14 protein-coding genes are annotated in these 13436 nt (G+C 61.9%); 8 read left to right on the top strand and 6 right to left on the bottom strand.

Going from position 1 to position 13436, the window contains the following annotated elements:
• Window positions 1-79: 79 nt before the first annotated feature.
• Window positions 80-1054 (bottom strand): NADPH:quinone oxidoreductase family protein, encoded by a 975-nt coding sequence (locus ACSMXM_RS03435; RefSeq protein WP_460313972.1) that lies wholly within the window; start codon window positions 1052-1054, stop codon window positions 80-82.
• A 29-nt stretch (window positions 1055-1083) separates the two neighbouring features.
• Entirely contained in the window at window positions 1084-1989 is a 906-nt protein-coding gene (locus ACSMXM_RS03430; protein WP_460316347.1) for a LysR substrate-binding domain-containing protein, read from the bottom strand.
• Between the two features lie 181 nt (window positions 1990-2170).
• On the opposite strand from ACSMXM_RS03430, the gene ACSMXM_RS03425 reads away from it, so the two are divergent.
• The 7 genes from ACSMXM_RS03425 to ssb all read left to right on the top strand — a co-directional run bounded on the left by ACSMXM_RS03425 (window position 2171) and on the right by ssb (window position 7269).
• Window positions 2171-2713 carry a peroxiredoxin gene (locus tag ACSMXM_RS03425; protein ID WP_460313970.1) on the top strand — a complete coding sequence of 181 codons (543 nt, stop codon included), beginning with the start codon at window positions 2171-2173 and terminating at the stop codon, window positions 2711-2713.
• Between the two features lie 82 nt (window positions 2714-2795).
• Window positions 2796-3314 (top strand): carboxymuconolactone decarboxylase family protein, encoded by a 519-nt coding sequence (locus tag ACSMXM_RS03420; protein ID WP_460313968.1) that lies wholly within the window; start codon window positions 2796-2798, stop codon window positions 3312-3314.
• Between the two features lie 78 nt (window positions 3315-3392).
• Complete coding sequence (gene epsC, locus ACSMXM_RS03415) at window positions 3393-4085, top strand: serine O-acetyltransferase EpsC (RefSeq protein WP_460313966.1); 693 nt, start codon at window positions 3393-3395, stop codon at window positions 4083-4085.
• Window positions 4086-4433 carry a DUF2794 domain-containing protein gene (locus ACSMXM_RS03410; protein ID WP_460313964.1) on the top strand — a complete coding sequence of 116 codons (348 nt, stop codon included), beginning with the start codon at window positions 4086-4088 and terminating at the stop codon, window positions 4431-4433. It abuts the gene before it with no gap.
• 87 nt (window positions 4434-4520) lie between these two features.
• On the top strand, window positions 4521-4781 hold the full coding sequence (locus tag ACSMXM_RS03405; protein WP_460313962.1) for a FeoA family protein: 261 nt from the start codon (window positions 4521-4523) through the stop codon (window positions 4779-4781).
• Complete coding sequence (gene feoB / locus ACSMXM_RS03400) at window positions 4778-6631, top strand: ferrous iron transporter B (RefSeq protein ID WP_460313960.1); 1854 nt, start codon at window positions 4778-4780, stop codon at window positions 6629-6631. Before ACSMXM_RS03405 ends, feoB begins: the two co-directional genes overlap by 4 nt.
• A 104-nt stretch (window positions 6632-6735) precedes the next feature.
• A complete protein-coding gene (gene ssb, locus ACSMXM_RS03395; RefSeq protein ID WP_460313958.1) occupies window positions 6736-7269 on the top strand; it encodes a single-stranded DNA-binding protein in 534 nt (177 codons plus the stop codon).
• An 88-nt stretch (window positions 7270-7357) separates the two neighbouring features.
• Here the strand turns inward: ssb and ACSMXM_RS03390 are convergent, their stop codons facing one another.
• Window positions 7358-7894, bottom strand: coding sequence for a YceD family protein (locus tag ACSMXM_RS03390; protein ID WP_460313956.1), 537 nt, complete (start codon window positions 7892-7894; stop codon window positions 7358-7360).
• The gene (locus tag ACSMXM_RS03385; protein ID WP_460313954.1) at window positions 7891-8391 is read right to left on the bottom strand and encodes a ubiquinol-cytochrome C chaperone family protein; all 501 of its coding nucleotides are present in this window, start codon (window positions 8389-8391) and stop codon (window positions 7891-7893) included. The genes ACSMXM_RS03390 and ACSMXM_RS03385 overlap by 4 nt, the downstream gene beginning before the upstream one ends.
• A gap of 75 nt (window positions 8392-8466) precedes the next feature.
• On the opposite strand from ACSMXM_RS03385, the gene ACSMXM_RS03380 reads away from it, so the two are divergent.
• Window positions 8467-8943: an outer membrane protein assembly factor BamE gene (locus tag ACSMXM_RS03380; protein WP_460313952.1), complete on the top strand. Its 477-nt coding sequence runs from the start codon at window positions 8467-8469 to the stop codon at window positions 8941-8943.
• A 15-nt stretch (window positions 8944-8958) separates the two neighbouring features.
• On the opposite strand, the gene ACSMXM_RS03375 is transcribed toward ACSMXM_RS03380, so the two are convergent.
• Window positions 8959-11037, bottom strand: coding sequence for a transglycosylase domain-containing protein (locus ACSMXM_RS03375; protein ID WP_460313951.1), 2079 nt, complete (start codon window positions 11035-11037; stop codon window positions 8959-8961).
• 130 nt (window positions 11038-11167) lie between these two features.
• Window positions 11168-13348, bottom strand: coding sequence for a sodium-translocating pyrophosphatase (locus tag ACSMXM_RS03370; protein WP_460313949.1), 2181 nt, complete (start codon window positions 13346-13348; stop codon window positions 11168-11170).
• Between the last annotated feature and the right edge of the window lie 88 nt (window positions 13349-13436).

Genomic DNA, 13436 nt, shown 5'->3' with positions numbered 1-13436 from the left:
TCCGCTGATGTGACTGAGATCGTCCAACGGATGAAGGGGCGCTTTGTGCCTTCCGCGTGGAGCGGTGAAAGCCGATAAATCAGATTTCGATCAGAACCTTTCCCATCGCCTTTCGGTCCATCATCCAGCGGATCGCCTTCCCGCCATCGGCGAGGGGAAACCGCTTCGAGACGTGCGGCTTCAGCTTGCCTGCCGCCAGCCATGAGAGCAGTTCCTCCATATTCGCCTGGTGCACCTTTGGCTCCTGCCGCGTGAATGCGCCCCAGAACACGCCGACAATGGCAGCGCCCTTTATAAGCGCCAGGTTCAGCGGCAATTTCGGAATATCTCCGGCGGCGAAGCCGACAACGAGATAGCGCCCTTTCCACGCAATCGAACGAAAGGCGGGTTCGGCGAATTTGTCACCGACAGGATCATATATGACGTCGACACCCTTTCCGCCGGTGGCGCGCTTGATCCCCTCGCGCAGGTCTCCCTCCGCATAATTGATCGTTTCGTCGGCACCATATTCGCGGCAAAGGTCCAGCTTCTCCTGAGTGGAGGCGGCGGCAATGACCTTTGCGCCCATCAGCTTGCCGATTTCGACGGCAGCAAGGCCGACGCCGCCCGCGGCGCCAAGCACGAGCAGCGTTTCACCCGGCTGCAATTCGGCACGCTGTTTCAACGCGTGGTGCGAGGTCGCATAGGTCATGGTGAAACCGGCGGCGATATCATCCGGCATGCTGTCGGGAATCGGTACGACGCGCGATTCCTGCGTCACGACATGTTCCGCGAATGCGCCATGTCCGGTCATGGCGAGTGCCCGCTGCCCCACCTGAAGGCCGGTCACCCCCTCGCCCACCGCATCGACAACACCGGCAGCTTCCCCGCCCGGACTGAACGGCAGATCCGGTTTGAACTGATAGAGGTCGCGAATGATGAGCGTGTCGGGGAAATTGACGCCAGCGACGTTCACTTTCAGCCGTACCTCGCCCTTACCAGGCTGGGGCAGGTCGACGTCCTTCACCACCAGGTTTTCGGGGGGGCCGTGTTCGACACAGAGCAGGGCTTTCATGAATCCGTCTCCTTCAGTTTCGGTCAGGCCTAAGCGACGCCGTCGCGGGCGTCGATTAGCGCTTTGGCCAGCATTCGAAATTCGTCTTCCCGAGGGCTGGAGTTGCGCCAGACCAGGGAAATGTCGCGCGTCGCCGAATCTCCCGCAAGGGGGCGCGCCTGAACATCGGTGCGATCGAGGAGGCCCGCCTCGATAGCCATTTCCGGCACCAACGTCAGGCCGAGCCGGTTGTCCACCATCTGTATCAGCGTGTGAAGCGATGTACCGATGACGCTTGCCTCCGAACGGAATTCCGGCCTTCGGCAGGCGGCGAGGGCATGTTCCTTCAGGCAGTGCCCGTCCTCCAGCAATAGCAGCCGGTGCGGATCGATCTCCCCCGCCTCGACGCTCTCCCGCGCGCCCGGCTGGTCGTCGACATGGGCGGCGACGAAGAAACGGTCGTTGAACAGATGTTCGACCGCCACGTCGCCGCAATGCCATGGCAGCGCAAGAAGGACGCAATCCACCTGCCCCTTGTGCAGTGCCTCGCAGATTTGTGCGCTCGGCTCCTCCCGCAGGAAAAGGCGAAGGGAGGGGAATTTCTCTCGCAGGGTTGGCAAGATGCGTGGCAGCAGGAACGGCGCGATGGTCGGAATGACGCCCATACGCAGTTCGCCCGTCAGCGGTTTCGATTCCGCATGGGCTAGATGCGTCAATTCCTCCGCGCCCGACAGGATCAGGCGCGCCTTGGCCGCGATACGTTCGCCCAGGGGCGTGAAGCGCACCACGCGCCGTGTGCGTTCGACCAGCTTCGCGTCCAATTGCGTTTCGAGTTCGCGCAGACCGGCAGACAGAGTGGATTGCGTAACAAAACTTGCCTCCGCAGCGCGGCCGAAATGGCCGTGATCCTGCAAGGCAACCAGATATTGAAGCTGCTTCAGAGTCGGGAGGTGCATCATCGCTTCAGTCGATCATACCGTAAAATAAAATTCATTGGCACGATAACGGAACCAAGACCACATGGAAAGCCTTGGTTAAGCAAATGCCGGGCCGGCGCACATTCGCCACTCCCCCCAACGGCGCATGCCGCGTCGGTTCGGTAGCAAATCATCCACCACGATAAAGGAGACTTTTATAATGCTTACTATTGGCGACAAACTTCCCGAATTCACCGTTCCCGTCCAGCAGGGCGTTTCTGCTCTGCCCGCCGACGAGACGCTGTCCGACAAGGATTTCGACGGCAAGTGGAAGATCCTGTTCTGGTGGCCGAAGGACTTCACCTTTGTCTGCCCGACCGAGATCATGGGTTATGGCGATCTGAAGGCCGATTTCGAAGATCGTGATGCCGTCCTGATCGGTGCCTCCACCGACACGGACTTCGTCCACTTCGCATGGCGCAAGTCGGACGAGCGTCTGGCAGCCTGCGATTTCCCGTGGATCGCCGACAATAAGAAGGAACTGGCGAACGCTCTCGGCATCGTTCACAGCGAAGCTGGCGTCGCCCTGCGCGCCACGTTCATCATCGACCCGGACAATGTCATCCAGCACATCACGGTCAATGGCCTGAACGTCGGTCGTAACCCGAAGGAAACGCTCCGTATCCTGGACGCACTGCAGACCGATGAACTGTGCCCGTGCAACTGGGATCAGGGCGAGGAAACGCTGAAGCCCGCCGCCTAAATTCTGGCGTCTGCTTCACGATAAGGGCGGCGCTGGCCTCGGCCGTCGCCGCCCTTTTTATATCCAAAGAAAGGAATTCCCTATGTCCGTCAAGGATCTCGCACGCACCCTTCCCGATTATGCGAAGGACACGAAACTGAACATCTCGTCCCTGCTCGACGATCAGATGATCGACGATCAGAAGAAATACGGCCTGCTGGTCGCCTGCGCCCATGCCACATCATATGGCCCGCTGATCGACGCCGCCGAAGAAGAAGCCGCGGAAAACATGACGCCAGAGGCGCTGAACGCCGCGAAGTCGGCAGCGTCCCTGATGGCGATGAACAACATTTATTACCGGTTTACCCATCTGGCCGGTAATGACGATTATGCGAAAATGCCGGCGAAGCTGCGCATGAATGCAATGGCCAATCCCGGCGTCGAGAAGGTCGACTTCGAACTATGGTCGCTGGCCGTCAGCGCCATCAATGGCTGTGGCATGTGCATCGACAGCCATGAAAAAGTCCTGCTGAAGGCCGGCGTCAACGGTGAAACCATTCAATATGCCGTGCGTATGGCTGCTGTGGTCTTTGCGCTGGGCCGCACACTCGCCGCCGCCTGAACCTGACGCGGATTTGCACCGGGGCGGCGGGCATACTAGGTTTCACTCAAGCTTGAAGCGCTAGGAGTGCCCCCGCCCATGTTCGCATCGTTCATTCGCTACCTGGACAGCGTTAAAGACAGGGACCCCGCCGCCCGGTCGCGCTGGGAGGTGCTGCTGTACCCCGGCGTCTGGGCGCTGGGCATGCACCGCATAGCGCACTTCCTGTATCGCGGGGAGCTGTTCCTGCTTGCGCGGCTGGTCAACCATATTTCACGCATGTTTACGGCGATCGACATACACCCCGGCGCAACGATCGGCCGCAACCTGTTCATAGATCACGGCTTTACAGTGATCGGCGAGACGGCGCATATTGGCGATGACGTCACCATCTATCAGTGCGTCACCCTGGGCGGCACGAACCCCGCGAACGGTGTTCCCGGCAAACGGCACCCGACGCTGCACGACGGCGTGATCGTCGGATCGGGCGCCCAGATCCTGGGACCGATCGATGTGGGACAGCGCGCCCGGATCGGTGCCAATGCAGTCGTGACGCGCGAAGTTCCCGAAGGGGCCACCATGGTTGGCATTCCCGGCAGGCCGGTGCCTGTCGCGGCAGAAAATTACAGCCAGGATTTCGTGCCCTATGGCACGCCCTGTTCCGAAAAGTTCGACCCCCAGACGCAGCAGGTGGAAATCCTGCGCTGCGAATTGGCGACGCTGCAGAAGCGCCTCGATAGTTTGGAGGCAGAACGCAGGGGCCCGGAGGCTCAGCAGGAACGGCGTGCCTGAATGGCGAGCGTAACGCCGCTGTTCGACCCGGCGCGTCCACAGAGTCGGCAAACGCCGTGGGATCGACAGGAACTGATGCGCCTGATGGACCTGTACGGACGCATGGTCGCCGCGGGTGAATGGCGTGACTATGCCCTATCCATGGAAAAGGAGGAGGCGCGGTTTGCCGCCTTTCGCCGCGCCGCCGACCGGCCCGAGATCACCGTCGTCAAGCGCCCAGCGCTGGCGCGAAAGCAGGGTATGTACGCGCTGATGGGCGAACATGGCCAGGTGCTGAAACGCGGCGGCGACCTGAGCGCCCTTTTGGCGCCAATTGAACGACGGTTGGTGAAACTGGTCGAGGCCTGACGCCCCTTCCCCCCACCTGCCCGCTAGCCAGCGGCACACTTGTCTGATAATCACTCGCAATAACATTTTGCGAGTTTATCGATTTACATGTATATCAACGATTTAACCCCTGGCGTCCGCGCCTATATCGACAGCATCGATGCCAATGGCGTCGATGAGCGACGGCTGCGCGAACATGGGCTGGACCAGGGCGTTGAGGTGGAGTTACTGCACAGGGCTGCCTTTGGCGCTGACCCGATTGCCGTTCGCGTCGGCAATGCCTGCATCGCCATGCGCCGCGCACAGGCGGCATCCGTTCGTGTCAGACTGACCGAGTTCGCGGACGCCCCGAAAGAAGCCGCGGAATGAGCGATGCCGCCGTGGCGCCAATGCTGGCACTGGTCGGCAATCCCAATGCCGGCAAGACCAGTCTTTTCAATGCCCTGACGGGTGCCCGTCAAAAAGTCGCTAATTATCCCGGCGTCACTGTGGAGCGGAAGGCCGGCATATTGCGCCTGCCCGACGGATCGAGCGCTGACCTGATCGATTTGCCGGGTGCCTACAGCCTGGACCCGCGTTCCCCCGACGAAGCGGTCACGCGCAACGTTCTGCTGGGCGAGCAGGCGGGGGAGCGGCTGCCCGATGCCATCGTCGCCGTCGTCGATTCAACCAATCTGCGCAGCCAGTTGCGCTTCGTGCTGGAACTGAAGGCGCTGGGGCGTCCCTTGATCGTCGCGCTGAACATGATGGACCTGGCTGCGCGCGACGGCCTGACCGTCGATGCGGAGCGTCTGGAGGAGGAACTGGGCGTACCCGTGATACCGACGGTCGCCGTCAGGCGCCGCGGCCTCGATGAACTGAACGCGGCTGCCCGCAAGATGCTGGACATTCGCGCGGTGGCCCCGTCCACCTCGCTGGACCTGCCCGCGCTGCAGCGGGAGGCACGCAGGATCGCCGATGCGGCGGTCAGCGGCGGTGGCACGGCCGGGGGCTTTACCCGGCGGGTGGACAGAATCGCGCTGCATCCGCTGATCGGGCCGCTGTTGCTGGCGGCGATCCTGTTCCTGATGTTCCAGTCGGTGTTCGCCTGGGCAGAACTGCCGATGAACATGATCGAGAACGGCATAGGCTGGTTGCAGGGTGTCGTCGCCGAGGGTCTGCCCCCCGGCCCCATAAGGGCATTTCTGATCGAAGGCCTGCTGGCGGGCGTTGGCGCGGTGGTCATCTTCCTGCCGCAGATCGTCATCCTGTTCGCGTTCATCCTGCTATTGGAGCAGTCCGGCTATATGACCCGTGCCGCGTTCCTGATGGACCGGCTGATGGCGAGCGTGGGGCTTTCCGGCCGGGCTTTCATCCCGCTGCTGTCCAGCTTTGCATGCGCCATTCCGGGCATAATGGCGACGCGGACGATCGCCGATCCAAAGGACAGGCTGACAACCATCCTGATCGCGCCGCTGATGACCTGTTCGGCGCGGCTGCCCGTCTATGCCGTGATCATCGCCGCCTTCATTCCAAATCGCAGTGTCGGCGGCTTCGCCAATCTGCAGGGACTCGTTCTATTCGGGCTATATGCCTTTGGCGTGATCGGTGCGCTGGTCGCCGCATGGGCATTGCGCATGACGGTAACGAAGGGCGCGCATGGCGGATTCCTTATGGAAATGCCGAAATATCAGCTTCCGGTGATCCGCGATCTCGCCATCGGGCTGTGGCAACGCGCATGGGCGTTCCTGCGCCGGGCCGGCACCATCATTCTGGTTTCAACGATGGTGTTGTGGGTTTTCGCCAGCTATCCGAAAGCGCCGCCGGGTGAAAGTCAGGTCGATTATAGTGTGGCGGGCCGTATCGGCGGTGCGCTAGAACATGTATTTTCCCCTATCGGCTTCAACCGCGAAATCTCCATCGCGCTGGTTCCGGGGATGGCGGCGCGTGAAGTCGCTGTCGCTGCGCTGGGCACGGTGTACGCCATCGATGCCGACGATGAAGAGGTTCTGGAGACGGAACTGGCGGATCGCCTGCGGGCGGCATGGCCCCTGCCGACCGCACTGGCCTTTCTGGCGTGGTTCGTTTTCGCCCCGCAGTGCATTTCCACCTTCGCCGTTACCCGGCGGGAGACAAATGGTTGGAAATGGCCGGCGTTCATGTTCGGTTATCTGTTCGTCATGGCCTATGTGGGCGCCGGCCTGACATATTGGACGGCAGTATGGCTGATGGGCGGCTGAGCCGGGGGAAGACCGGGGAAAGTCACGGTCCGTCCTGTGTCACCCCTCGACGCGTCCGCCTCGCTATGCTGAATGGCGGCAATTGAAATCAGCAGGAGCGCGCCATGGCGGGCAGTGTCAACAAGGTCATTCTGGTCGGAAATCTGGGCAATGAGCCAGAATTCAAATCCTTTTCCAACGGCGGAGAGGTCTGCAACCTGTCCGTCGCGACGTCCGAGACGTGGCGCGACAAGCAGTCGGGCGAACGGCGCGAGAAAACGGAATGGCACCGGGTTGCCATCTTCAACGAGAATCTGGTCCGCGTCGCCCGTGAATATCTGAAAAAGGGCGACAAGGTCTATCTGGAAGGATCCCTGCAGACGCGCAAATGGCAGGATCAGAATGGCCAGGACAAATATACCACCGAAGTCGTCCTGCAACGCTTCAACGGCGAGCTGGTGATGCTGGGCGGCCGCAGCGACGGCGGCGGCGGAGGAGGGGGCGGCTCCTCCTATGGCGGCGGCGGCGGCGGTAGCAATTATGGCGGCGCTGGCGGTTCATCCTATGGCGGCGACCGAGGCGACGACCGCGGCGGTGGCGGCGGTGGCGGGCAGCGTCCGTCATATGACCAGGATCTGGACGACGACGTTCCGTTTTAACGTCCGCGCCTCCCAGTCCCGGATTTTTCAAGCACCATCGGCCTGCCTTTAAAGGCCGGTGGTGCTGGGGCGATCAGTCTGGCCCGACCTATTTGCCCTCCTTCAGTGCAGCGAAAGGCGAATTTTGCTGCTTCAGGGCTTCGGAAGCTGCTCGTGCTTCCTCTTCGCTCTTGAGATGCTCACGCGCGGCAGCGATCGTCTCCTCGTCGGCGCGAGGGAACGGGTCCAGCGCCAGCGCAAAGCTGTCCGCGGCGATTTCCCCGAGATCGATCTTTCCCCCCTCGATATGAATGACGTCGAGGGCAGAGACGTCGAGTTCTATTTCCTCATCAGGCCCAACGGCCGGTTTATCCCGCGTGACGAGCAAATCCAGTTCCTCCCGAACCTCCTGCGGAACATCCTCGGCCGATATGGAGCAAGCTGCCACCGCATGCCCCGAAAGCGTGCCGTGGACACGAAAACCGGCGTCGTCAGGCACGATGTTGAGAGAGGCGGCGAGACCCTTGATCGAGACCAGGCCGAAGCGATCGGCCAGGGCCGCGCATTCCTGCTCAGTTGCCGCGATGTCGCGCCGGGCACCCTGCCCGATCTCGTCGAGACGAAGTGGCCGCGAAAATTCCGTCATGGCAACAGCTCCTGCTCCGTCATGCCATCGAGCCGGGCAATCTCCTCCACCGCCCGCTCCGTGGCCCAGCGGAGAGCCTCCGGCTGCTCCTCGCCGCGGTAAAGATTGCGGGCGAGCGCGGCCCGCATCGCATCCCTATCGTTCCACGCATCGCGATAGGCGCCGAGACGGCCGCCAAATGCGGACATGGCCTTTCCGACATTCTTGCCGATAACCATGTCGCCGATGCCGACCTGGCGCAGCGAAATATCCATATCTTCCACAAACAATTCGTGCATCTGGACGATCAGGCGACGCGACGCCGCAGTGTCGACCCGCTCCAGACGAACCGACAGCAAGGAGAGCATCAAGACCACCATGTCGAAACGGCCATTGACGCTGTCCGGCACCTGCCCCGCCAGATACCAGTCAGGCTGCCGTGCGCGTGCCGTTACACCATCGTAGAGGTGTTTCGCCTTTACATCGAAAGGATCGGCTTTGCGTTTTCGAAAGAACATGGGCCTCCGCAGTGAAGCAAAATGGGGGAGCGGCAGGGATTGCCGCGTAGCAGTGAACCCCATATTGAGACAGGCATGACAAACGGCAAGACATATGCGAGCGCCATCGCGCTGACCGCGGCACTAATTCTGACGACCGGCTGCACGAGGCTGCGCGATCATCAGGGCTATGTTGAGGATGAGGAACTGGTGGCCGCGATCTCCCCAGGGGTCGACAACCGGGAATCGGTGGAAAAGACGCTGGGACGTGCGACCTTCGTATCGAGGTGGGACGAGAACACCTGGTATTATGTCGCCCGCAGCACCGAACAATTGGCATTTCTGATGCCGCAGCCGACAGACCAGGAGGTCGTCACCATACGTTTCGATGCGAATGGCAATGTGGCCGCAGTTGATCGCCAGACCGGACTTGAACAGATTGCCAATGTTGACGTGTCAGGCGACAAGACACCGGTATTCGGACGCGACAACAGCCTGTTCGAAGATATATTTGGAAATATCGGCCGCGTGTCGAGCGTTCCGGGCGGCGGTGGCGCCCCGACGGGCCCATAAAACCGGAATTGTCGCTTAGGGGGCCGGCTCTTCCAGAGCTTCTTCCAGGGCGGCGTCCAGTTCCTCAATCCGTTGCGGCGAATCGCCGACGGCCTCTTCGATACGCCGTTCGATCTGCTCTGCGGTGAAGTCTCCGTCTTCGACACGCTGCGCAAGCCGGTCAGCCGCCTCGGCATCGCCAGCGGCAAGTTCGCCGAGATCCTCATCGAGGATGCCGATCAGCTCGCCAATATCCAGAGCCTCCGATTCCTCCTGCTGCTGCCGTTCGGCCTGGGCGTTTGCCCGCGCGAGGCGGGATTGAGCTGCCCTTACAGCGTCTGAATTTGCAAGCATGAAGCTGTGCCAAATGTCGGCCGGTACGTTCGAGCCGGTGACGCCATTCATCGGGCTGTTGTCGTCATTTCCGACCCAGACACCGACGACCAGATCCTCGACAAAGCCGATGAACAGCGCATCGCGGTAATCCGATGTGGTGCCGGTCTTGCCATAAGCGGGGATCGGCAGGCGCACGCGGCTGCCCGTGCCGCGATCGACGACGCCTTGCAGGAGGGTGAGCATCTTGCGGCGTTCGGGTATTCCCTGCAGCCTTCCAAATATACCGCTCAGGCGGTCAGTCCAGCCCTCTGGCCCGCGCTCTACGCCATAGGGCTGGATGGGGCGGACGCCGGCGGCAAAGGCGGCATAGGCAGCCGTCATTTCCAAGAGTGACGTTTCGGACGTTCCAAGAGCAATGGTGAGATCGTCGGTCAGGTCGCTTTCGATCCCCAGATCGCGGGCAGCTCCGCGCACCGCCCGGGCACCCACCTTTTCCGTCAGCCGTGCGGCGGCCACATTGCTGGAGCGGGCGAAGGCATCGGCAAGCGTTATGGAGCCGGCGTAGCGGCCATCATGGTTTTCCGGGCTCCAGTCACCGATGGTGACAGGCGTATCCTCGATCATGGTGTGGGGCGACATGCCCTGGCGCAGCGCGGCGTCGTATACGAACAGCTTGAACGCGCTGCCGGACTGGCGCTTCGCCTGGACGGCGCGGTTGAACGATGATTGCGAATAGTCGACGCCGCCCACCATGGCGACGATGCGCCCGTCGGGACGCATGGCGATCAACGCGCCCTGCGTGGCCGAAGAACTTGCGAGCCGCTGTCGCAGGATGCGCTCCGCGCTTTTCTGCATGGCGGGATCAAGCGTCGTCCGTACACGCGCCTCGCCATAGGCAACCCCTACCCTGTCGGCAGCGGCAGGATAGACCCAGTCGGCGAAATAGGAGCCAGTGGGAAGGGTGGAGCGGCCGGGGTTCAGGCGGGCGCGCTCGGCGGCTTGCCACTCTGCCTCGGTGATCAGGCCCTGTTCCCTAAGGGCGGCTATGACCAGCTTGCCGCGTGCGCGCGCCGCCTCGTAATTTTTTGTTGGTGCCAGACGCGAGGGCGCCTTCATCAGACCCGCCAGCATGGCGGCCTCGCCCAGCGTCAATTCCTCAGGTGTCTTTGAAAAATACTGGCGGGAGGCAGCGCGCAAGCCATAGGCCCCGTCGCCATAATAGACGCTGGAGACATAGCGGGAGAGGATTTCCTCCTTCGTCAGCCACGCCTCAAGCCACAGGGCGATCAGGACCTCCTGCGCCTTGCGCTTGTAGGAACGGTCGAGCGACAGGAAGCTGGTCTTTGCCAGTTGCTGCGTCAGCGTGGATCCGCCCTGAACGACGCCGCCTGCCTGCATATTCGCGAAGAAGGCGCGGGCAATGCCACGCGGGTCGATCCCCCAATGCTCATAGAACCGCCTGTCCTCAATGGCGATGAACGCCTCTCCGACATAATCGGGCAAGGCCGTTATATCGACAGGCTCATCCTTATATTGGCCACGGCGCGCAATGGGGGTGCCGTCGGCTGCCTCGATGACGATGGCCGGGCTTTCCAGCGGCTCCAGCGCCTTGCCGAGCGGGGCGGTCCACGCCAGCCAGGCGACGGTAATGACGAACAGCAGCAGGAAAACGGCGGACGCTCTGGACAGTCGGCGCGGCCATTTACGCTGCCGGAAGGGTATATGCTCCGGCGGGGCATCGGCATGGGGGTCCGCCGCCGGCCAGGGATCGTCGTCCACAGCCGCACTTGCTTTTTTGTCTCGCCGGAACAACGCCATGCTGTCCTATTCGCGCAAGACAGTTGAAACCGCAAGGGGGCTCCGGTGCGGAGATCCAAAAGGATGGATCACCGCACCGGATTTCCCGAAATCAGTGCGCGAGCGCCGCCAGCAGCAGGATCGCCACGATGTTGGTTATCTTGATCATCGGGTTCACGGCAGGGCCTGCGGTGTCCTTATAGGGGTCGCCGACGGTGTCGCCGGTGACGGCTGCCTTGTGCGCCTCCGACCCCTTGCCGCCATGATTGCCATCCTCGATATATTTCTTGGCATTGTCCCACGCGCCGCCGCCCGACGTCATGGAGATGGCGACGAAAAGGCCGGAAACGATAACACCGAGAAGCAGCGCGCCGAGAGCGGCGAAGCCCTGCGCGGGATCGGCGATCCAGGCGATGAGAAAATAGACCACGATCGGCGCCAGTACCGGCAGCAGCGACGGAATGATCATTTCCTTGATCGCCGCCTTCGTTACCAGATCAACGGTTGAGGCGTAATTGGGACGGCTGGTGCCCGCCATGATGCCGGGGTTGGATTTGAACTGCTGGCGTACATCCTTGACGACCTCCCCCGCCGCGCGGCCCACGGCCGTCATGCCGAAGGCGCCGAACAAATAGGGCAGCAAGGCACCCAGCAGCAATCCGACGATCACATAGGGATTGGACAGGCTGAAATTGACGGGTCCGGTCAGACCGAGCGCTTCGCCGAAATATTTCAGATCCTCGGTATAGGCGCCGAACAGAACGAGGGCGGCAAGGGCAGCGGAGCCGATGGCGTAGCCCTTGGTCACGGCCTTTGTCGTATTGCCGACGGCGTCGAGGGCATCGGTCCTCCCCCTGACGCTTTCGTCCAGACCCGCCATTTCGGCGATGCCGCCGGCATTGTCGGTTACGGGGCCATAGGCATCGAGCGCGACGATCATGCCGGCAAGCGCCAGCATCGCGGTCGCGGCAAAGGCGATGCCGATAATGCCGGCAAGGCTGTAGGAGACGATGATGCCGGCGCAGATGACCAGAGTCGGCAGGGCGGTCGCCTCCAGGCTGATCGCGAGGCCCTGAATGACATTGGTGCCATGGCCGGTTACGGAGGCCGCCGCGATCGATCTGACCGGACGGTAGGCGACCGAAGTATAATATTCCGTGATCCAGACGATCAGGCCGGTCACGACCAGCCCCACCATCATCGACCAGAAAATATCGGTGCCCGAGAAGTTCGCAGCCGCCAGGAAAGACTGGCTGGCGTCGGATTCTGCCGCGCCGAGATCCAGGATCGCCTCCTTCGCCTCCGCATATTCGCCGATATTGGTGCCCATTTCAGGAATGGCCCATTGAGTGACGAACCAGAGTGCGGGCACCGCGAGCAGCGCAGAAACGAGGAAGCCCTTGTAGAGCGCGCCCATGACGTTCTGCGACTTGCCCAGCCGCACGAAGAAGGTGCCGACGATCGACGTCAGGATGCAGACGCCGCCGACGATCAGCGGCAGGGCCATCAGGGCGCCCAGCGTCTCGTCACCGACACCGAATCCCAGTTGCAGCGCGGTCAGCACCATGGTGGCGCCGACAGTCACGACGTAGGTCTCGAAAAGGTCGGCGGCCATACCCGCGCAGTCACCCACATTGTCGCCGACATTGTCCGCAATCACCGCTGGATTGCGGGGGTCATCCTCGGGGATGCCCGCCTCTACCTTGCCGACCAGGTCGGCGCCGACATCAGCGGCCTTTGTGAAGATACCGCCGCCAAGACGGGCGAAGATCGAAATCAGCGATGCGCCGAATGCGAGGGCGACGAGGCCGTCAATCACGGTGCGATCATCGGGTGCAAGGCCACTGAGGGTGACGAGCACGTAGAAGAGTCCGGCGACCGCCAGCAGGGCGAGACCAGCGACAAGCATGCCGGTGACGGCACCGGCGCGGAAAGCGACGCTGAGTCCGGATTGCAGCGACACACTGGCGGCCTGTGCGGTGCGCACATTGCTCTTCACCGAAATATTCATGCCGATGAAGCCGGTGAGACCGGAAAGGATGGCGCCGACCAGAAAGCCTATGGCGGGAACAGTGCCAAGAAAAACGAAGACAAGGACGGCGACGATGACGCCGACGATTGCGATGGCAGTATATTGCCGCCCCAGATAGGCGCGCGCGCCCTCCTGAATGGCACCAGCGATTTCCTGCATCTTCGCATTACCAGCGTCGGCAGATAATAGTGATCGGGATGTGATGATGCCGTAAAGTACGGCGGCAAGTCCGCAAAGCAGCGCAGCAACGACAATGGTCATGTCTGTTTCGTCCCCCCAAGTTCCCTTATGTCGCCGAGATATCCCTCCCCGACGTTTATTTGCGTATTGCTAAGCCGAATTGGGAACG

Source organism: Pacificimonas sp. ICDLI1SI03 (genome assembly GCF_054740865.1).
Note: the sequence above shows the minus strand (reverse complement) of the source record. Positions and strands in the feature narration are given on the sequence as shown.